Source organism: Meiothermus rufus DSM 22234, from assembly GCF_000423425.1.
GTDB lineage: Bacteria > Deinococcota > Deinococci > Deinococcales > Thermaceae > Meiothermus > Meiothermus rufus.
Genome location: NZ_AUHY01000057.1, coordinates 1 through 18,178, shown reverse-complemented (window position 1 = coordinate 18,178; position 18,178 = coordinate 1). Strand labels below are relative to the sequence as shown.

At 64.9% G+C, this 18,178-nt stretch carries 15 protein-coding genes; all 15 read right to left on the bottom strand.

What is annotated here, in order from left to right; all coding sequences use genetic code 11:
• Positions 1-164: 164 nt before the first annotated feature.
• Positions 165-464, bottom strand: a complete 300-nt coding sequence (gene cas2 / locus G552_RS0110670; RefSeq protein ID WP_027883027.1) for a CRISPR-associated endonuclease Cas2 — start codon at positions 462-464, stop codon at positions 165-167.
• A 3-nt stretch (positions 465-467) separates the two neighbouring features.
• Positions 468-1,487: a type I-C CRISPR-associated endonuclease Cas1c gene (cas1c, locus tag G552_RS0110665; RefSeq protein WP_027883026.1), complete on the bottom strand. Its 1,020-nt coding sequence runs from the start codon at positions 1,485-1,487 to the stop codon at positions 468-470.
• The gene (cas4, locus tag G552_RS0110660; RefSeq protein WP_027883025.1) at positions 1,484-2,131 is read right to left on the bottom strand and encodes a CRISPR-associated protein Cas4; all 648 of its coding nucleotides are present in this window, start codon (positions 2,129-2,131) and stop codon (positions 1,484-1,486) included. The genes cas1c and cas4 overlap by 4 nt, the downstream gene beginning before the upstream one ends.
• A 34-nt stretch (positions 2,132-2,165) precedes the next feature.
• On the bottom strand, positions 2,166-3,206 hold the full coding sequence (locus tag G552_RS0110655; protein ID WP_027883024.1) for a putative CRISPR-associated protein: 1,041 nt from the start codon (positions 3,204-3,206) through the stop codon (positions 2,166-2,168).
• The gene (cmr6, locus tag G552_RS0110650; RefSeq protein ID WP_027883023.1) at positions 3,203-4,180 is read right to left on the bottom strand and encodes a type III-B CRISPR module RAMP protein Cmr6; all 978 of its coding nucleotides are present in this window, start codon (positions 4,178-4,180) and stop codon (positions 3,203-3,205) included. Before cmr6 ends, G552_RS0110655 begins: the two co-directional genes overlap by 4 nt.
• Before the next feature lie 10 nt (positions 4,181-4,190).
• Entirely contained in the window at positions 4,191-4,580 is a 390-nt protein-coding gene (gene cmr5, locus G552_RS0110645) for a type III-B CRISPR module-associated protein Cmr5 (RefSeq protein WP_036270678.1), read from the bottom strand.
• A complete protein-coding gene (gene cmr4, locus G552_RS0110640; RefSeq protein ID WP_027883021.1) occupies positions 4,577-5,440 on the bottom strand; it encodes a type III-B CRISPR module RAMP protein Cmr4 in 864 nt (287 codons plus the stop codon). The genes cmr5 and cmr4 overlap by 4 nt, the downstream gene beginning before the upstream one ends.
• The gene (cmr3, locus tag G552_RS0110635; RefSeq protein WP_027883020.1) at positions 5,424-6,557 is read right to left on the bottom strand and encodes a type III-B CRISPR module-associated protein Cmr3; all 1,134 of its coding nucleotides are present in this window, start codon (positions 6,555-6,557) and stop codon (positions 5,424-5,426) included. The genes cmr4 and cmr3 overlap by 17 nt, the downstream gene beginning before the upstream one ends.
• Positions 6,550-7,998, bottom strand: a complete 1,449-nt coding sequence (cas10, locus tag G552_RS0110630; protein ID WP_027883019.1) for a type III-B CRISPR-associated protein Cas10/Cmr2 — start codon at positions 7,996-7,998, stop codon at positions 6,550-6,552. The genes cmr3 and cas10 overlap by 8 nt, the downstream gene beginning before the upstream one ends.
• Positions 7,995-9,221, bottom strand: a complete 1,227-nt coding sequence (gene cmr1 / locus G552_RS0110625) for a type III-B CRISPR module RAMP protein Cmr1 (RefSeq protein WP_027883018.1) — start codon at positions 9,219-9,221, stop codon at positions 7,995-7,997. Before cmr1 ends, cas10 begins: the two co-directional genes overlap by 4 nt.
• A 3-nt stretch (positions 9,222-9,224) precedes the next feature.
• Positions 9,225-10,220, bottom strand: coding sequence for a type I-C CRISPR-associated protein Cas7/Csd2 (gene cas7c / locus G552_RS0110620; RefSeq protein ID WP_027883017.1), 996 nt, complete (start codon positions 10,218-10,220; stop codon positions 9,225-9,227).
• Between the two features lie 11 nt (positions 10,221-10,231).
• Complete coding sequence (cas8c, locus tag G552_RS0110615; RefSeq protein WP_027883016.1) at positions 10,232-12,058, bottom strand: type I-C CRISPR-associated protein Cas8c/Csd1; 1,827 nt, start codon at positions 12,056-12,058, stop codon at positions 10,232-10,234.
• Entirely contained in the window at positions 12,055-12,804 is a 750-nt protein-coding gene (gene cas5c, locus G552_RS0110610; protein ID WP_027883015.1) for a type I-C CRISPR-associated protein Cas5c, read from the bottom strand. Before cas5c ends, cas8c begins: the two co-directional genes overlap by 4 nt.
• Before the next feature lie 49 nt (positions 12,805-12,853).
• Positions 12,854-16,117 (bottom strand): CRISPR-associated endonuclease Cas3'', encoded by a 3,264-nt coding sequence (locus G552_RS0110605; RefSeq protein ID WP_027883014.1) that lies wholly within the window; start codon positions 16,115-16,117, stop codon positions 12,854-12,856.
• Between the two features lie 107 nt (positions 16,118-16,224).
• The gene (locus tag G552_RS0110600) at positions 16,225-17,823 is read right to left on the bottom strand and encodes a tetratricopeptide repeat protein (protein ID WP_027883013.1); all 1,599 of its coding nucleotides are present in this window, start codon (positions 17,821-17,823) and stop codon (positions 16,225-16,227) included.
• Positions 17,824-18,178: the final 355 nt, after the last annotated feature.

Below are 18,178 nucleotides of genomic sequence, written 5' to 3'. Positions count from 1 at the left end.
GCCGGCACTCAAGAGGCCATTTGCGCGAACCCCCTAAAAAGAGGGGCCGACGCAGGGTGGGGCAAGGTGAGCAAAAACCAGGTTTTCAATGTCCCCAAGCCGATTTCTCGGCTTGCGCGAACCCCCCTGGGTTTGGCTGCTTGCTTGGGGTTCGCGCGTTGAGACTATATTATCAGAGGATCGTCGAAATCGCGGTACCGATCCTGTCCATGCACCCGCAGGCAGCGGTCGCGGCCACCCAGAAGGGTATAGATGCGCAAGCTATCCGTGTCTGGGTCTATCACCTTGAGCAGTTTGGCTTCCATCTCCTCAAGCTGGGCCCGGGTCACCCGGCATTCAAACACCGACATCTGCACGCGCTGGCCGTAGTTCTTGCAAATTTTAGCTACCCGCGCCAGCCGGGCCTGGCCGTCGTCCGAGGTAACGTTGACATCATAGGTGACCAGAATGTCCAGCCGCTCCATGCCTCACCTTCCCAAAAACGAGGGATAGGTCTCGAGGTCGCCCCGTAGGTAGCGGGCTAGCAAGCGGGCCTGGATGTGGGGCAGAAGCCCAATAGGCACCGGCTCCTTGAACAGGGGGTGCTGCACGGCGTCCTGGCGCCGCTGCTGAAAAGCAGAGATCACCTGCTTGCGCCCCTCATCGCTCAGCAGCACTGCTCCGCCTGGTCGCTCTTCAAAGTGTTCTGGGCTTAGTTGTTTACGGTTGAGCAGGGCCAGGGCTAACCGGTCGGCCCACCATGCGCGGAACTCCTCCATCAGGTCGAGGGCCAAGGCGTTGCGCCCAGGCCGTAGGGCGTGTAGGAAGCCCACCTGAGGGTCGAGGCCCACCCCTTCTAGGGCTGCCGTACACTGGGTGGTCAGTAGTGCGTACACGAAGCCTAGTAGTGCATTCACCGGGTCGCGCGGGGGGCGTTTGTTGCGGCCCTCGAAGCCAAACTCGCCCGAAAGCAACAGGTCGCCGAAGGCAGCGAAGTAGGCGCTAGCGGCGTTGCCCTCGAGGCCCCGCACCTCGTCTACCGTGCGGGCCTGGGGGAGCTGGCGCAAAGCCGCTTCGTGTTCGAGAAGCGCTGCGGCCAAAGCAGGGGTCTCGCCCCGCTCCCGCACCGCTCGCTGCAGGACAAGCCGGGTGTTGCGCAGCTTGGCCTCCACAAAGCGCTGGGCCAGGTGTAGGGTGGCCGAAGGGTTGTCGAGGGCTTTGTGCTGGGCCCGCCGCAACAGCACATTGCCCGAGACCGGCCCGGAAAGCCGCCCCTGGAAGCGGCCCGACTCGCTAAACCAGGAGACCTCGAGGCCCTCCTCAGCGCAGCGGGCCAGCAAAAAGGGCGAGATGAGCACATTGCCGAAGACCGCCAACCCGCCCAGGTGATGCAGCGGCACGTTGCGCAGGGTTACATCCTCGTGTTGCACCCGCAACGTATCGCCCTCGAGGCGCAGGTAGACCCCTTGGGTCTGCACGTACAGGGTGTTGAGCAGTTCCTGGGTCATAGCGGGGCGGGGCGCCACTGGGCCAGGGCCTGGGGCAGGTGGGGCATACAGATGGATTGCAGCGAGCAATAGCGGCAGCGCTCGTCGGCAGCGGGCTTAGGCAGGGCTTCCTGGGCCAGCAGCTTGCGTAGAGCCTCGAGGGTGGCCAAGGTCTGGGCCCGTAGCTCAGGAGAAAGCGGCACCACCCGGCGGCGCTGGCTGGTTTTGCTGAAGATGGCCCCTTCCGGGACCGGCTGGCCGAACATTTCCTCTAAACAAAGCCCCTGGGCGCAAAGCTGCACCTCGGCGGCCTGGCGGGCCAGTTTTTGCGGCCACTGCCGGCTTATCTTGTACTCCACCGGGTAGGGCACTCCCTGCACAAACTCCACCACATCGGCCCGGCCCACCAGGCCCAGCCGCTCCGACCAGATGGGCAAAGCCCGCTCCACCCGCACCCCCTCGCGCAGTAAGCCTGCGGGAAGGTCGGCGTTTTCGTGGGCCCGAGCTCCCCGCAGGGTGAACTCGTTATCGGCCCACTGGCCCTCGAGCAGGATTAGCCCGGCCCGGCGGGGGCAGTAGGCATACTGGGCTAAGGCGCTGATGGGGATGGGCTCGAGGGGGGGTGGTGTGGGGGCCTGGTAGGTCTCCAAATCCCATTCGTACATGGAATACCTCGCCAAATACAGAAATCCGTAGAGCCTAGCCCTCCCAGGGGGTGAACTCGTGCAGGGGGTGGTCGCGCCAGTACAGCCCCTCGCGGCACAGCCGGTCGTATTCAGCACCGTGATGGGTCAGGGCAAAGACGTAGAGGCCCCCCTCTTTTTCCGCATAGAACACCCGCTCGTCCACTTGGCCTTTGGGGAAGCCCAAGGCATCCCCCCCACCGCTTTTGAACTCGCTCTGGCTGGTGCGGTTGGGCAGGCGGAGCCGCTCTAAAACCCGGCGATAGCGTTCCTTCACCGCGGGCTCGAGGCCCTCCCAGGTACGCCTGGCCTTGGGGGAAAAGTAGATGGGCACCGACTGGGCCTGCTCGAGCTGGGCCTTGAAGGCTTCGTAGTAGGCCTGACCCAGGGGCGAGAGCATGGTGTAGCCATCGGGGGTGTCCTCGAGCAGCACCTCTACCTCTTCGCCCATGCGGGCGGCCCGGCTTCGCACCTCGGCGGTGGGGCGAAGCTCCGCGTCAATCCAGTCGAAAAAGCCCTCGTTCCAGGCGATGAGCGTGTTATCCCAGCCAAAGGGCGAGGGCGGCAGGGTCACGATCTCCTGGAACATCTCGTGGATGTAGCAGACCGGCACCTTGAAAACCAGCCCCAGCGCGGTGGCGTAGGCGATCTCGGCCTTGAAGCCGCCGGTGGCGTTGATGATGACCTTTTTTTGCTCGCGCGCCGCTTTGCGCACCTCGCCGGCCAGGGTGCGCACGAAGTTTTTTAGGCCATAATCGGCAAAGCCCTGGGCCTCGTAGGCCAGGCCCGCAATGCGAACCCGGCGGCAAGGCACCCCTTGTTGCTGCCAGAAGCGCTCGAGCAACGCGGCGGCCCGGGCCCCTTCCTCGGTGTCGCTGTGCAGCCAAACCACCTCGTCGTCCTTCTGCCAAATCCGCAAGAGGGCGTTCATCTCCGCGCTGGCTTTCTTGGGGTCGCGCTCGAGGAAGGCCAGAATTTCCTTGTCCTGCACCCACCCCTCCCGCCGAGCGTTGGCGAGCAGGCTGGTGCCTACGGTGGTGAGGATGACGGTGCTCACGCTTCCTCCAGGAGTTGTTTGAGGCTTTGGTAATAGGCCTCCTTTTGCAAGCGCCAGTCTTCTAGCTGCTTGAGCAAAGCCTCGAGGGTCTTGCGCCGGACGGCTGGGGGGTGTTTGCTCAGCTCCTGCTTGAACCAGCTCGCCTCACCAGCAGCGTTGCGACCATTAATACGCTCAATGCGCAGGCGGTAGGTTTGGTACAGCGCCTCGCCCTGCTCGGCCTGGCTTTTAGGCCGCTCTGGCAGCTTGAGGGTGAAATAGCCATATCCGGCATTGGTCTTGCCCCCCAACCCCAGGTGCTGTAGCCCGTACTGCAAAAGCTCGGCGGCCAGGTGGAGCCAGCTTGTGGCTTCGGGGTCGGGGCTGGAGAGGGCCAGGTGGAACTTTACCCCGGGCCGCACGCTCAGGAAGGCCACCGGGTTGGGGTCGTCGAAGTCGGTGGGCCAGGTTTTGCCGCCTGCGTAGTAGCCGGGGTGGTGCACGGTGATGACGTCTTTCTGAAAGGGCTGGCTGCTCGTCGGGTCAAGCCAGCCGTCCCAGTAGACCAGATGGGCTGCACTGCCCTGGCTCTTGCGCTTTGGGTCAGGCTCTTCACCAAATAGCACGTCTTTTTGTTCTTTGCTCAGGTTTGACTTGTCGGCAGCCCGACGCAGCAGACCCTTAATCGCACTCCCCGGCAGGTAGGGCACCCCGTAGGTGTGGTGGATGGCCAGGCCGTTTTCCAGCGGGCTTTTGTTGCCCAGGCCGATGGCCAGAGGGGTGCGGGTGGTGGCCTCGAGGAAGACCGCGCCCATGCCTTCTAGGGCCTCTTTCCAGCGCTCGAAGAAGCCCCTGTAATCGGGGGAGATGGGGCTATCCTGGATGCCCTCGAGCAGCGCCCGCGCAGCCCTCCCCTCGTCGCCCAGGGCCGGCAGGTAGCGCTGCAAGGCCAGGCCAGCGTGGCTGGGGGGGGTTTTAGGCAGGTGGGCGCGCATTTTGGCCCTCCTAGTCCTCGCTAAGCTGGCCCTCGGCCATCCGCTTGAAAAACACCCAGGCCTCCAGCACCCGCCGGGTCTGGTGCAGGTAGCTTTGGGCATCGGCCTCTCGCACGCTGTCCAAGAGTCGCTCTGGGGCCACCCCTAGCACCGCAGCCACGTGCTCCAAAAGCAGGGTGTAGGCCTGTTCTAGCCCCTCGTTCCCGCCTTTCTTGGCCTGGGCAAAGGCCAGGGCCTGGGCCAGGCCCATGCTCCGCACCATTACGGGGAAGTCCTGGCACAACGCCTGGTAGCGGCCCTTGGTGCCCTGCGGGTCTGTATCGGGATAGGCCCGTTTCACCGCCAGAACCTTCTCCAAAGCCAGCCGCAGGTCGCGCTGGCTACGGGTGTACCCCTTCATACCCGGCCCTCCAGCAAGCGCACCAGGCCCCGCCCCACGCTGGCCTCGCCCCCGAGCTGCAAAACAGGGTGCTGGGTCAGTTCGGTAAAGTCTTCTTCGTTGGGGGAAAGGGCGAAGAAGGCAAAGAGGGCCTCGGCGGGCACGGCCTCCTCGTACCAGAGGGCCCCGCGCTTGACGGTCTTGGTCTGTTCTTCCAACCGCACCCGGGCGATGACCTCGAGGCCATTCTGGCAGAAGTAGCCGAACACATCGCTGCTCGCCACCGCCAGGCGTGAGGTGAAGTAGGGTTCTTCCCGCTGAAAAATGAGCTGGCTGAGCTTTGCGGCCAGGCCGCCGGTGCCTCCGGCGACCTCGAGGTCCAAATCCTCCAGGATGACCCTCCCCTGGTGCACTAGGGTCTCCCCATCCACAAAAACCTGGGTGCCCTCGGGCTCGGGCCAGCGCAGCTCAGCCGACAAGCCCAGGGCCTCGGCGTCGCGCTGCCAGCGCTGAAGGGCCAGCGGACAGGTGATAAGGGCAAAGGTGCCGGCATAGGAGCGAACGGGTAGCGCCAAGAGCCGGGCGTCGGTCAGGCTCAAGCGGGCGGCCTGGCTCAGGTCTTCTTCCTGGTCTTCCTTCTTGCGCCGGCCAGCGAAGCCGTAGATGGCCCGCACCCGCCGGGCCTCCGCCGAGTCGTCGGCTACCTCCAGGCCCCGCCCATTGCGCAGCACCCCCTTGAGGCTGCTGGCGGGGATCACCGGGTAGCCGGTGGCCTTCTCCCGGGCCACCGGCAGGTCCACCGTGCCCGAGGTGTCCTGGCCGGTGCCGGGGTGCACCGGCGTCAGGGCCTGCAGGAAAAATGCTCTAAATTTGGTCTGCATAGCTTCCTACCCCCCACAACGCAAGGCCGAAGCCGTCCTTGCGGTCTTGCTCGTTGTCGCTCACGGGCCTGAGCCAGCTTTCCAGCACCGCGCTGGCCGGCCCCTCCAAAACCTCGAAGAAGTACACGCTGCCCGCCGGGGCCATCCAGCGCACCGGCTTGGGCTGGCCCAGGCGCATCCGCCAGCCCGAGACCGGCTCCCGCCGGCCCACCGCCGCCGCCACCAGCCTGAGCTTCACCTTGCCCAAGCCCCTGGGCAGGTGCGGCTGGCCAAACCTTTCCACCCAACCAGGCCGCCAGCCCTGCTCGAAGAGGGCGGGCGTGGCCAGCACCATGCGGATCAGCTGCTTTTGCGGGTCGAACTGGGCAAAGGCCTCCTTGATGGAGCAGGGGCAGTCGAACCAGTAGCGGCTCAGCTCCTCGTGAACCCGCAGGCGCACCGGGCGGCGCTCCCCGCCCAGGTAGCCGATGGGCTCGAGGGGGCTGTCTAGGTTGGCCCGTACCCGCAGGCGGTACTCCTTCAGCCCGGCCTCGAGGCTGCGGTATTCCACCCCATACAAAAGCCCTTCCCGCGCCCGGCCCGCTGCGGGGTCGATCGAGACGTGTAGACGCCGTTCCTTTGGCAGCCCCTCTCGCTTTTCGGGCACCCAGCGCCTGCCCAAAAGCCAGTTTTCCATCTCGCTACCGCTCCAAAGAGCGTAGCCTTCCTCCGGCTTGACATCGGCACTCACCCGCAAGGGGCATAGCCCCGCGGGCAAGTCGCACCCCCCCGCTTCGAGGCGGTAGGGCTTTAGGCTTATGACCTCCGGCCCACCCTCCCCCTGATAGATCAGCGCATCTCTAGGGGCGGGGAACAAAAAGGTGTCGCCCTGTACCAGAAGCGGCCCGTACACCGGCAGGCCGTGCAGGTTTTGCAGGGCGGGGTGGTTGTCGTCCTGGTCGAAGGCTACCCCCTGGGCCAGACCCACCTGGGTACGCACCAGCCCGGCCAGGGTGCTGGGTAGGGGCAGTGAGAGGCTTCGGGCCTGGGTCTCGCTACCCTCGCTCAGGCTAAAAGGCCGCCCGTCGCGGAAGAGCAGGGGGGTGAGGGCTTGAACCTCCACGATGCGCTCAGGCATAGTCCTCCTCCTTGGGGCTGGGCAGGCCCGCCAGGAAGCGGGCAATGATGAGCTGGTGGGCGAAATCCAACAAATCCTTTGGGCCACCTAGGGAGGGAATCTCGATGCCCTGGCCCTCCTTGCGCTTTAGGATGCGCTGGGCTTCCTTCTGCAGGGCCTCGGCGTCTAGGTCGTCGGGCCAGACCTGGGCCAGCTCGGCCAGCTCGTAGGCCAGGCCGCGCGAGACCTGCCCGGCCTGGTAGGCCGCCACCAGCGGCTCCCAGGCCAGCTTTGCCCAGGGGCGCACCACCATCAGGGGGTTGCCGCTGCGGGTGTGCAGGGCGACTGCCAGGCGGTTGCGGCCCTGTTTTTTGGCCTCTTTCTCGGCTTCTCTCGCGGCCTGAAGCGACTCCGAAAGGGGCTGGCGGTAGTGCACGATGGCCACCCCCGCCGAAAGAGTGCCCCTCACCTGGCTGCTGAAGGCCTCGGCCAGCTTTTGGGCGCAGGCCACCGCCTGGTTCACCGGCAAAAAGGCCAGCACGTCGTCGCCGCCGGAGTAGACCATGAAGCCCCGGTAGCTGGGCACAATTTTTCGCGCCTGCTGGGCAAAGGCATCCAGGGTGGCGGAAAGCTGGCGGTGGGCCTTTGGGTCTTCCTGCTGGCTGATCAGCGCGCCCATGCAGTCGCCGTCGGCCACCAGCACGGCGAAGTAGGGCTGGGGCTCTTGGATGTGGTCGTCGTCCTCGCCGTAGCGCTCCTCGGGGCGGGCCTCGGGGTTCCAGGCCCGGCGGGCCATGGTACGGGTGTCCACCACCACGCCGCCCTGCTTAGCCCCGTAGAGGCGCTTGAGCAGCGAGAGGGCATCCAGGGTCTCGGTAGGCTTGATGCGCAAAGGCCGGTAGCCCTCCGGAGTAGCGATGCTCACCCCTTCCCAGTCCTTGGGCTGGATGACCGCGGCCTTCGAGGGGTCTAAGGGCGACTTAGGCACCCCGGCATCGGCCTGGTCGATCGGTGCAAAGTCGCGCAGGGCCTTGCGCCCGGCCAAGAGGCGTTCCACCTCCTGGCGCACCTCTTTGTACTGGCCGTCGGGCAGGGGTAGCCAGGCCGCGTAGAACTCGAGGAAGGTCTCGAGCTGCGCCCTAGCCCGCTCGAGGTCAATCTTGTGTGCAAACCCTTTGGTGTGCTCCTGCCAAAGCGCCATCAGGCGCTGTTGGGCGGCATGCCTGGCCGCTTCTGCCAGCTTTTCTGGGTCGGCCCCCACCCGCGCTAGAATCTTGTTGGCCCCGTTGGCTTCTGGGTTGGAAGGGAAGATGAGCTCGGCCCTTCGCGCATGCAGGGCTTGCGCGGCAGCTTTGCACAGCTCCTGGAGGATCTGCGAACCGGCGTAAAGGTCGGCGGTGCGCCGCGCGGCGGCGATGAAGTCCTGCACCGGGCCGAGGGAAATAGCGAGGAGGTGGTTCATAGGCGCACCTCCTGGCTAAAACCCTGACGGCGGGCGGCTTTGCAAACCGCTTCCAGTACGTCCTCAGCCTCGAGCGCTTCCAGCACGGGGTCATACTCGGGGACTTGCAGCTTCAGTTTCTGCTCCCCGATCTTGATTTGCTCAGGAACCGGGGCCCGGAGCACAACCACCGCAGCCCGCACGTTGCCGTCGGCAAAAGCGATGGGCTTGAGAATCACCGGCGAGGCCATGCGCTTGCCCTGGGGGTGAAGGGCCTCGAGGGTGCCGCTAAAGCTGTTCCCCAAGCGCTGGTAGACGATGGGCAGCCCCAGGTAGGGCTTGGCCAGGGCGATCTGCTCTTGGTTGCGGTTTAGCGCCAGCAAGGTTTTGTGGTCGCGCCACTTGCCCCCGGCCATGGGGGTGTAGGCCATGGTTTGGCCGGTTTTGGGGTCTTCCACGAAATGCCCCTTGCGGAAGCGGGCCCAGAAACGGCCTAACTCCCGCCAGGCGACGTGGCCTCTGTAGGGGTCGGCGTTGTTGGGCTTGGGGGGCCGCCCCAGATAGACCACCGCCCCGGCCAGGGTGGTGTGTTGGGGCTGGGCTATGGGTGGAGCCGCAAACCAGTCTTTGATCTGGTTGGGGCTACCAGGCAGCCACTCCGAGGCATCGCTCAGCACCTCGAGCGCCCCCAAGCCTCGCCGGGTGCGCGCCCCTACCCCCCCGAAGGCAATCCAGGCCCGCAGCGCGGTCTTGAGTTGCGCTGTTTCCTCCGGGCTAAGCCGGGCTACGTCGAGTTCCAGGGTGAACGCCACCCACAAAAGCCCGCTGGCCTCGGGTAGGCCCTCGCTTTGGTTGGGGTTGAAGGGGTGGAGGAAAAACTTCTCCATGGGCCCGGTTCGCGCCGTTCCTTTGTCCGGTACCAGATCCGAGGGTTTTCTGCTTTCCCCAGCAGCTTGCTCGAGCACCCGCAGGGCCACCCTGCCGTACTGCTGCGCGCTGCCCCAGATGCGCTCCTCCGCCTCGAGTAACTCCTCGAGCGAGCCGTACTTGGCCCCCGCTGTGGCCCGCCACCAAAACCGCAGGTGCCCCCGCACACTGGCCGCGCGGACGGGGTTCTCTGCATCCACCTCACGCGGGGTGGCGCTGCCGCCGAACATGGGGGTGATGGTGCGGAGCTTGAGCGTCCAAACGGTGGGCTGGCTCAGGGTGAGCTGAGGGGCTTCTCTTCCGATGCGGCGCGGCATGGCCTAGCCCCCAATCCAGCCGTTTTGGTAGTGCTCGGCATCCCAGGCCTCGAGCTCCAGCATCCGCACCCCTTTGGGCAGCCTGCTGGCCTCAGCCCGCACCTCGTAGTCGGAGAAGGCCCGGGGCGGGCGGGACTCATCCTTGCGCCGCACCTCCACCACCTGGCCCAACTCCAGCAGCCGGTGGGCTGGGGCGCAGCCCAGCATGGCCTGGCGACGGTTCTGCTCGGCGTTGTTGGGGTGGCCGTTGCCCACGTGCTTGAAGACGTAGAGCCGGCGGGTGGCCATGTGCCCCTTGCTGGCGCTGCGGTCGTGCTCGAACATGTTGCACAGGGCCTTGAGCAGGGCCTTGAGGTCGTCCTCGCTGAAGCCGGTCTGTTGGGCCAGGTGGGCGCTAATGAAGCCTTTGGCAACATACAGGCCATAGGGAATCTGGCTCTTGCGCCCCATGGTGCGCAGTTTGTCCTCGGGCTGCTCGGCCTCCCAGCGCAGGTAGTCTTCCAGGGTCTTGGCGTTCTTGACGTCCTCGGCCACCGCCCCCCGGGTGATGCTGAACTCGGCGGGGAAGATGGGGTCGAGGCTGCGGGCAAAGGTGATCTGCACCGGGCCGCGCACCTGGCCGGCGTTGGCCCCCGTGCTCATTACCGCGCCAAAGGTGCGCACGTCGTAGAAGTTCCGGCACATCCACTCTCGGGCTTTCTCCACCCTATCTTTGGTCTTGCTGCCGCTAAAGCCACCGGTCTCCTGGTGGGCCTGGAAGATGGGCCGGTTGAGGTTGGTGCTGTGCTGGACAAAGATGGCGTAGCCTGCTTGCCCATCAAAGGCGGTCTGGATGTAGTTGCGGATGCGGCGCTTCAAGGCCACATCGCTTACCAGGCCGTGGCCGTCCTCGGGATCCACCCGGGGGGCGTTGCCGGAGTCGGGGTCGCCGTTGGGGTTGCCGTCCTTCACGTCGAACAGCAGCAGGAACTCGTAGCGGTTCTGGATGGGGGTGCTCATCGGGGCCTCCTTTACTTGCTCTCCTCGCTTTGCTTGGTGCGGTTGTAGGCCATCTGCTGGTAGTAGCCCAGGGCAAACAGGCTTTGCTCCTCTAGGCTCAGGGTGCGGGGCAGGTCCTTGCCCAGGGCGTTCCAGACCTCGGCTAGTTGGCTGTTGAACCAGTAGGCCAGGCCGGGCCTGTCCTTGGCCATCTTGGCCAGGTGGTGCTGCGAAAGCCGGGTTAGCCGGCCCAGCACCAAGGCAGGGGTGCTGCTGGCCGCGCCGTAGTAGCGCTGCACCACGCCGGCGTTGATCTCCGACTCGGCGCTAGCCTCCTGTACCTGGGCTAAAAGGCACATCAGGCGGCCACAGTGGTAGGCCTTGCTGGGGTGGTTGGGGTCGAGGTTGGGGCTCATGCGGTAACCTCCTTTGCGGTTGTGGTAAGCCTTAATCAGGCCCATGCGGGCGTAGATGCGGCCTAGGGTGGCGTCGGCTCTGGCCAGGGTCTCGTGAAAGGCCCCGCTCATCACCTCGGCGGTGTGCGACTCCATCACCTTGGCCAAGGCCGCGTAGGGAATGGGGCGCTGGGGGTTGAGGGCGGCGCGCCAGAGGGGCACCTGGAGCTGCTTGATGGGCTTTAGATAGTCGTCGAAGTTCTGCTTGGGCAGCTTGGGGCGTTGCAGGCTGAGCAGAAGCCGGTTGAGCCCCGGTGGGTTGGCCTCCTTGGAGCCGGCAAGGTTGGTGATGCGCAGGTCTTCGAACCAGGCTAGTGCCGCGGCCACGAAATCCTCCAGCGAGCCCACCTGCCAGTCCCGTACCATCACCCGGCCCGAGGCTGGGCTCATGGCGGCGGCGTAGAAGCGGCTATTCGAGAGATTGGGCGGGGCTTTGCCACTACGGAAGGCCTCGAGCACCGCCCGGGCCCGCTCGAGGGCGGAAAGCTCGGCGGCTTCCGGGCTGCCGGGCTCGAAGAGGTCACGGAAGAAATCGTCCTCGGGGGGAATCTCCCGGTCGTACCAGACCACCACCTTCATCTCGCCCAGGGTTTGGGCGCGCTCGAGCAGGCTGTCCAGCGCCGCGCGGTAGGCCACTGCAGCAGCCTCCTCCACCGCGGCATTTTCCCCTTGGCCCAGGCCATACGACTCAAAGGCTTCCTTGTCGTAGGTGATGAGGGCATGGCCAAAAGCGCTGCCCCCCAGCTTGGTGACCTTGGGGTGGGTCGGGGCCGGGGCCACGTGCGCTCCGCTGGCAAAAGAGCGCATTTGGGCGGTTTGGCTGGCAGGGAAAGCCTGCTGGCGGAACTGCTGCCACCAGGCTTGCCAGGAGGGGTCGTCCAGAACGCATAGGCCGTTTACAAAGAACGAGATTTTATCGGTGGGCCTGAGCTTTTCTGCGCCTCTTTTCTGGCTTTGGGCCTCGAGCACCTCTAGGAAGCGATCCATCTCGGCAGCATCGGAGAGGGCCTGGTGCACCGGCTGCAAGATAGGCACCTGCTGGGCGGCCAGCCCGATAAGCAGGCGGAAGGTCTGGTGTTTTTGAAGGTTTTTCTGGTGTTCTTCGGGTTTTTTGAGGTTGCCCTGGGCGTCCTTCTCGGCCAGGCCAAAAGCCACCGCGCAGGTCTCGGCCAGGAAGTGGGCGGCCTGTTCTACCGCATGCCCCTGGGCCCGCAGAAAGCCCGGAAGACCAATCATCTCGGGCAGGGAAAGGTCGGGGGCCGCTTTGCTCTGCCCCAGCGGGATAAGCCCGGTGAAGCGCCCCTGGGGGCTCACCGCGGCCAGCCAGCGGATCTCCTTGGTGGTTAGGCCAGCCTGCTGGCCCAGCCCTTTGCGCTGGGCATAGTCCAGCAAGGGGGCAATCATGCCGCCCCTCCTTTGGCCTTGCGCACCGCCGGGCTGTGGTACGGCGGCACCTCGAGCACCCCGTTTTCCACCACCGCCTCGAAAAGGCTAATAGCTGGCTTGTCCCCGCGGTCTGGATTGAGCGGGGCGTTGGGGCGGGAAAGGTCGAAGACATCGTAGAGCATCCAGCCGATCCGCTCGCTGTGGGGGTAGGGCTGCGCGGCCTCGCCTTCTTCCACCAGCCGGAAGTAGGCGGAAAACTCGCGGCAGCCCAGGTAGGGCTGGTAGAAGCACTGCCCGGCGCGGGCCCGCCGAAGGAAGCTGTGCTCGATCTTCTGGCGCAAAGCCGCGTCCTCGCGGTAGAGCACGGCGTAGGCGGTGAGGCGGTAGCGCACCTTTTTGAGGGCCATGGTCTGGCGCTGGGTGCGGCCCTTGGTGTCCTGGCCGGTGTCTTCCCGAGTGGCGTCGGCGTAGAGGGGCTCGAGCGAGCTGGGGTCTCTCATCCAGCCTTGCACCGCACGGACGCTGATCTTCTCCTTCACCTCGTTGCGCATCAGGGCAATGTAGCGCACCGGCTCCAGTAGCTCGATGCGCTCGAGCTGCCAGTACATGGCGGGCTGGCCTCCGGTGAACTCGAGGTAGATGGCATCGAAAATACCCCGCGCCGCACTGGGGGTAATGAGCGGGTAGCTAAAGCGCTCCACCTTGAACTCGGGCCTTGTAAAGCAGGCCAACTCGCCCCAGACTTCCAAGGTAAACCTTCGCATGGCTCCTCCTTTGCTGGCAAACATACCCCACCTTGGCCAAACCACCGAGTCATATCACCAGGCCCATCCCCAGCCCCTCCTCTGGGGTGAAGCCCAGTTGGGCGTCGTAGCGGGCGTCGTCCGGACACAAGAACCAGTCCGGGGCCTCGGCCCCATAGCGCAGGAAAACCGTCTCCAAAAAAGCCGGGGGGCCGCTTTTGGGCAGGAAGAAGGGCACCGCGTAGGGCCTAGCCCGGCGCACCCAGTCGGCCCCGATGCCCTGGTTGCGGGCCTCGTCCATCAGGGCTCTGGCCTCGGCGTTGTAGGGGACCACCACGTTGACCGCTGCCGACTCAATCAGCCGGTAGCGCCGGGCCAGCTCGGCGTAGTTCTGGGTTTGGATACAGGCTTCGAGCTCCGGGTCGCTCACCGCTTGCAGGTGGTAGAGGCTTTGGTAGTAGCGGCGGAAGGTGGCGGGTTCTAGCCCCAGCGCCCCTTCGGCCTGAAGCGCGCGGGTGAGCTGGGCGGCTTGCCGGTAGGCCCGGTCGGGGTAGCCTTCATCCTCGGGCAGGAAGACCACCAGCCAGCCTTTGGGATAGTGGCCGTGCCGGTTAACCCGCCCCGCCGTCTGGGCGATGGCCTCGAGGGGGGCCAAAGCGCGGTAGCCCACCGGAAAGTCGAGCTCCACCCCGGCCTCCACCACCTGGGTAGAGACCAAGCGGCAGGGGGCTTTTTCCTCGAGGCGCTTTTGTACCTCCTCCAGCACCGCTAGGCGGTGGGCTGGGCAAAGCGCGGTGGAAAGGTGGAAAAGCCCCTCCAGGCCCTCTGCCTGGGCCTGCCGGAAGAGGGCGTGGGCCTGCCGCTTGAGGTTCATCACCATCAGGGCTTGTTCGTCGGCGGCCAGCAGGGTAACCAGGTAGGGGTTGGGGGTGGGCTTGGCCAGCCACCAGTCCACCTGCACCCGCTGGGTTTGGGCAAAAAAGGCCTCGGGCTGCGGTAGGATTTCCTTTGGCTGCCAGCCCACACCCTCTGGCTCGCCCTCCTTTACCTTGTCGTGCAATGCCTCAAAGGCCGGCTGGGTGGCGGTGGCAAAGACCACCACCGCCCCGTACTTCTCGCTGGCCAGGTGGGCCAGGGTCTTGAGCGTGGGCACGGCCAGGTGGGTGGGGAGGGTCTGCACCTCGTCGAAGAGCAGGACGCTGCCCGCCAGGTTGTGCAGCTTGCGGCAGGCCCCGGGCCGGTGGCCGTGCAGGCTTTCCAAAAGCTGCACATGGGTGGTGAGGACGATAGGAGCCTCCCAGTTTTGCACCAGCAGGCGGCGCTCGCGCTCGGCTAGGTCTTGCTCGTCGGAGGATCCCTCACGCAGGGGGCGGTAGGCCAGGCTGTGGTCTTCCAGCAGGTAGTTGGGGCCGAAATTGTCCTGGTCGAAGAGGTCGCGGTAGATTTTTGCGGTCTGGTCGAGGATAGAGAGGTAGGGCAGCACCACCACCACCCGCCGGATGCGCGGGTCGCGCACCGCACGCACCAGGGCGAAGCGCAGCATGGCCAGGGTTTTGCCCAGGCCGGTAGGCGCGGTGAGGGTGAAAAGGCGGCCCTCCCCCTGGGCGGCCTGGGCCGAGGCCTGGGAGACCTGCTGGCGCAGGTGGCGGATGGCAGGAGGAATGCGCTCTTGGTGGGCAAGTTCTTCCAGGTAGGCCTCGAGCTTTTTTAGGGCTTTTTCCGCCTGCAAAGGGGGCGGGTTGGGCCGCACCGGGCCTTGCATGTGTTGCTCGGTGTCGAGGTAGTCGGCGTCTACCAGGGCCGAAAAGAGCATGCGGGTATCCAGCATGGCTGCGGCGCTGGTGGGTAGGGGCACACGTTCCTCGGAGGGCGGGGGCAGGGCCAGGCCGTCCTGGGTCATTCGGGCCTTGAGCTGCTCGAGGTTTCCCTCGCTCAGGCGTAGCTCAGGCGGGAAGCCCTCCCCACTCTCCTTGAGCCGCATCTCCTTTAGGCTATCCTTGCTCCCGCTGTGCAGCCCGATATGGTGCCCCTGGATGGCCAGGGCCACCCCAGGGTCGCGGTACTCGAAAAGAGCCAGATGGGCCCCCGCCGACCAGTGGTCGAGGCCTTTTTCCTGGCCCCTTAGCCGGCGCTGGAAGGCCTCGCCGTACTTGCCCAGATCGTGTAGCAGACCAGCTTGCCGGGCCCGTTTGGCCTCGCCGAAGGCTTGGGCCTTGTGGGCGGCCAGTCTGGCTACTGCTTCCAGGTGCTCCTTCAAAGGTTGCCAGCGGAGGGGGTCTTTGTGGCTGTGGGCCCAGTAGGTTTTGGGCTTCATCGAATCTGAGCTGTCGTACTGCTGCAGCAGCAGGCGGGCCTCGGCCAGCCAGGCTTCGCGCAGGCTAGAAGGCTCCAGCACCTCCACCCGGGGCCCCCAGCTTTGTATCCAAGGCAGCAGCTCGAGGGGGAATCCAGAATCGTCGGTGCCAACGGTAATTTCTACGAGAGTGCTACCACCCTCGAGCTGCTCTAAGATGCGCAGGTTGGGGTACCCCCCCTCGCGCAGGCGATAGGCCGCCTCGGGGGCGAACTTCAGCCGCACCACCAAGGGGTTCTCGCTCGCCACGATGCCCCAGGCGGTAGAGAGGTAGGCCTGGGGGTCGAAGTCGTGGGGGATGGTGTAGGTTTCATCTAGAAGGCGCACCCGCTGGATGCGCTCGAGCTTGTAGGCTTTGAGGCTTTCCAGGTAGTGAATGCCCCGGCCATAGGCCCGATCCCGCCCGATGACGTAGACCGCCATGTTGGCCCGGGAAACCTCGATGAAGTAGACCTCGAGTTCCCCCCGCAAAAGCCGCCCTTGTGGGAGCTGGTAGTCGAAGGCCACCACCCGGCGCTCGAGCCAGGCCTGGGTAAGGGTTTCGAGGTTGGCCCCACTAAGACTGGCTGGCCGCTCAGCCAAAGCCTGCGTACTCTGCAGGGCGATTTTTTTCAGCGGCTCCGGCAGGCGCTGGGCCAGCTTGCGCAGGGCTTCCTGGTAGGCTTTGTTGCTACCTGGCGAGTGGTGGGCCAGCATCCGCACGGCCATATGGGCCACCACCGCCTCGGTCAGGCTGAGCTTTTCCTCGACCTCGAGGGTGTAGGTGCTGCGCAAGGGGTCGTGCACCAGACGCTGGCCTAGGCTTTCGGCCAGCAGCCGCACTTCCTGCAAGTAGTCGAAGATGGCCCGCTCCCCCAGCCCCAGCTCGGCCCGCAGCTCGGCGGGCTTCCAGGGCTTTTGCTTCAACAGCTCCAGCAAGCGCAAAAGCCGCAGGGCTTTGGATTGGTGAAGGCTGAAGTGGGGTTCCTCGGGCTGCACCATAGCTTGTTGTTCATTTTGGCACGGCCCATCCAGCTCTCATCCATTTTGCTAATACAGATTTTTCGTACTCATAAAATATGAGCCGGACATTATCAAGCCAAACCGGGTTAGACCACCATGAACTGCTGGCGGTACTCTTCCACCCAGTTGCTGTAGTAGCCCGCCATGAAGGTCTGGGAGGGGTCGAAGACATCGGGCGGAGGGGTTAGGTCGCACTCCCAGCGGGCCTGGGGGTCGAGGGTGCATACCCCACGAACCACCTGAACGCTTTCCTTCCAGCCCAATGCAGCCCGCAGCTTGTCTATGTTTTCCCACAGGGCCTTGCGCGGGTTTTTGCTCTGGGGGTTGCCCAGGTCTTCCACAAGAGCCTCGAGGCTAGCCTCCCGGCCTTGCACCAGCAAATACACCAGTAACTCGCCCGCCTTGCTCACCCCGGCCAAGGGCACCTCGCGCCCATTGACCCGTACTGCCAGGCGGCCAAAGGGTTTGACCCAGACATGATTTTGCTGGGGCCGCAGTGTCCCTTGGCTTTGGAGCAACCGGGCCAACGCAGGAAAGCAGCTTAACTCTTCCCGTGCCCATAAGGTTTGCACTGCCAGGCCCTGCAGCCGCCGGCGGGCCTCCTCTGGCCCTTCTTGCCGACGGGCTTGTTCGGCTTGCAAGACCTGTACCAGCACCTTGCCCCGCTCACTGTGCACCTTTTGGGGTAGGCCCTCGAGTTCGGCTGGGGCTAGGGTCTGGCCCAGCATCAGCCGGGCGGCAGCGATCTCGGCCTCGAGCCACTGGGCTTTGGGGTTTTGCCGCTGGGCCTGAAGCAGCTTGGCCAGGGCTTCCTCGGGCTGGCCCATCAGCCGCAGCACCAAAGCCCAGCCCCACAGGGCCAAGGTTTGGTCGTCTGGTTCTTGCGCAGTGCGATAGGCCCGCTGATAGCTGTCCAAAGCCCGTTGCCACTCCCCCAAGCTGCGCCGCACCGCCCCCAGGCCAGCTAGGGCCCTGGCACGAAAAGCCCGCGCACCGGTTTTTTTGCTCAGCTCGAGGGCCCTGAGCAGGTGTGTTTCGGCCTCCTGGGGCTGCTCGGGCAAAAGCAGGTACCCTAGGGCATCGTGAGCCCAGGCCAGGTAAAAAGGGTCGTGCTCGAGGTAGCTAATGGCTTCGGCCCAGGCTACCCGCGCCGCAGAGCGGTCTCCCTGCTGGTGCAGGAAAGTGCCCAGGTCGAGCAGCATCCGCCCCAAGGCCCCACCCCGCAGGTGGGCTCTGGACTGCTCGAGTACCTCGCGCCATCCAGGCTGGTCCAGCCAAAAAAGCGCCTCGCCCTGGCTGCGGTAGAAAATACCCCAGTCCATGTCGCTTGCGGGCTGGGCTTGCTGCAAAACGTCCAGGGCTTCCTGGTAGGACTGATTGCGCACCAAAGCCCAACCCTGATAAACCTTGTGGCAAGGGCTGGCCGAATTGTGCTGGAACCACTCTAGAATCTTCTTGGGTTCTCGAGCACGACAAAGGGCTTGCAGGTAGATTTTGCCGCTATCTGGTGCTTGCCAAAACGATTGTGGCAGGCCTTGCAAAAGCGCTAGAAAATCGCGGCTTTGCTGGTAGGTCTGACAAGCATCAAAAGCCTGCTGGAGAATTTTCAGGGCCATCTGGTGGTGGCCGTTCTCCAGCAAGCTAGGCAGGCTTAGGGCAAGGTCGCTGAAAGGTCTTTGCTTCACCCTCCTCTCATTTTACTCTAGCCCCCCGTGCCCACCTTGGGCATATCTCCCTCTACCCAAAAAGGCTCGCTCACAGGGTCCAAACCAAGCCAACCCAGAAGCAAAACTGCCAGTATTGTTGTCGCGATGTACCATACAAGATTCTTTTTCATGCCCCCAGGTTCGATGGGGGGCCTGCACGATCCGTGCAGGGTGGTGTAATCTGGGGGCTAAGAATGCGCGAACCCCAAGCAAGCAGCCAAACCCAGGGGGGTTCGCGCAAGCCGAGAAATCGGCTTGGGGACATTGAAAACCTGGTTTTTGCTCACCTTGCCCCACCCTGCGTCGGCCCCTCTTTTTAGGGGGTTCGCGCAAA

Coding starts and splice junctions, on each gene's coding strand:
- cmr3 (WP_027883020.1), bottom strand. CDS start 6,557: ATGCCTGAGCGCATCGTGGAGGTTCAAGCCCTCACCCCCCTGCTCTTC.
- cas4 (WP_027883025.1), bottom strand. CDS start 2,131: ATGTACGAATGGGATTTGGAGACCTACCAGGCCCCCACACCACCCCCC.
- cas2 (WP_027883027.1), bottom strand. CDS start 464: ATGGAGCGGCTGGACATTCTGGTCACCTATGATGTCAACGTTACCTCG.
- G552_RS0110605 (WP_027883014.1), bottom strand. CDS start 16,117: ATGGTGCAGCCCGAGGAACCCCACTTCAGCCTTCACCAATCCAAAGCC.
- cmr4 (WP_027883021.1), bottom strand. CDS start 5,440: ATGCAGACCAAATTTAGAGCATTTTTCCTGCAGGCCCTGACGCCGGTG.
- cmr1 (WP_027883018.1), bottom strand. CDS start 9,221: ATGCCGCGCCGCATCGGAAGAGAAGCCCCTCAGCTCACCCTGAGCCAG.
- cmr6 (WP_027883023.1), bottom strand. CDS start 4,180: ATGCGCGCCCACCTGCCTAAAACCCCCCCCAGCCACGCTGGCCTGGCC.
- cas10 (WP_027883019.1), bottom strand. CDS start 7,998: ATGAACCACCTCCTCGCTATTTCCCTCGGCCCGGTGCAGGACTTCATC.
- cmr5 (WP_036270678.1), bottom strand. CDS start 4,580: ATGAAGGGGTACACCCGTAGCCAGCGCGACCTGCGGCTGGCTTTGGAG.
- cas1c (WP_027883026.1), bottom strand. CDS start 1,487: ATGACCCAGGAACTGCTCAACACCCTGTACGTGCAGACCCAAGGGGTC.
- cas8c (WP_027883016.1), bottom strand. CDS start 12,058: ATGATTGCCCCCTTGCTGGACTATGCCCAGCGCAAAGGGCTGGGCCAG.
- cas7c (WP_027883017.1), bottom strand. CDS start 10,220: ATGAGCACCCCCATCCAGAACCGCTACGAGTTCCTGCTGCTGTTCGAC.
- cas5c (WP_027883015.1), bottom strand. CDS start 12,804: ATGCGAAGGTTTACCTTGGAAGTCTGGGGCGAGTTGGCCTGCTTTACA.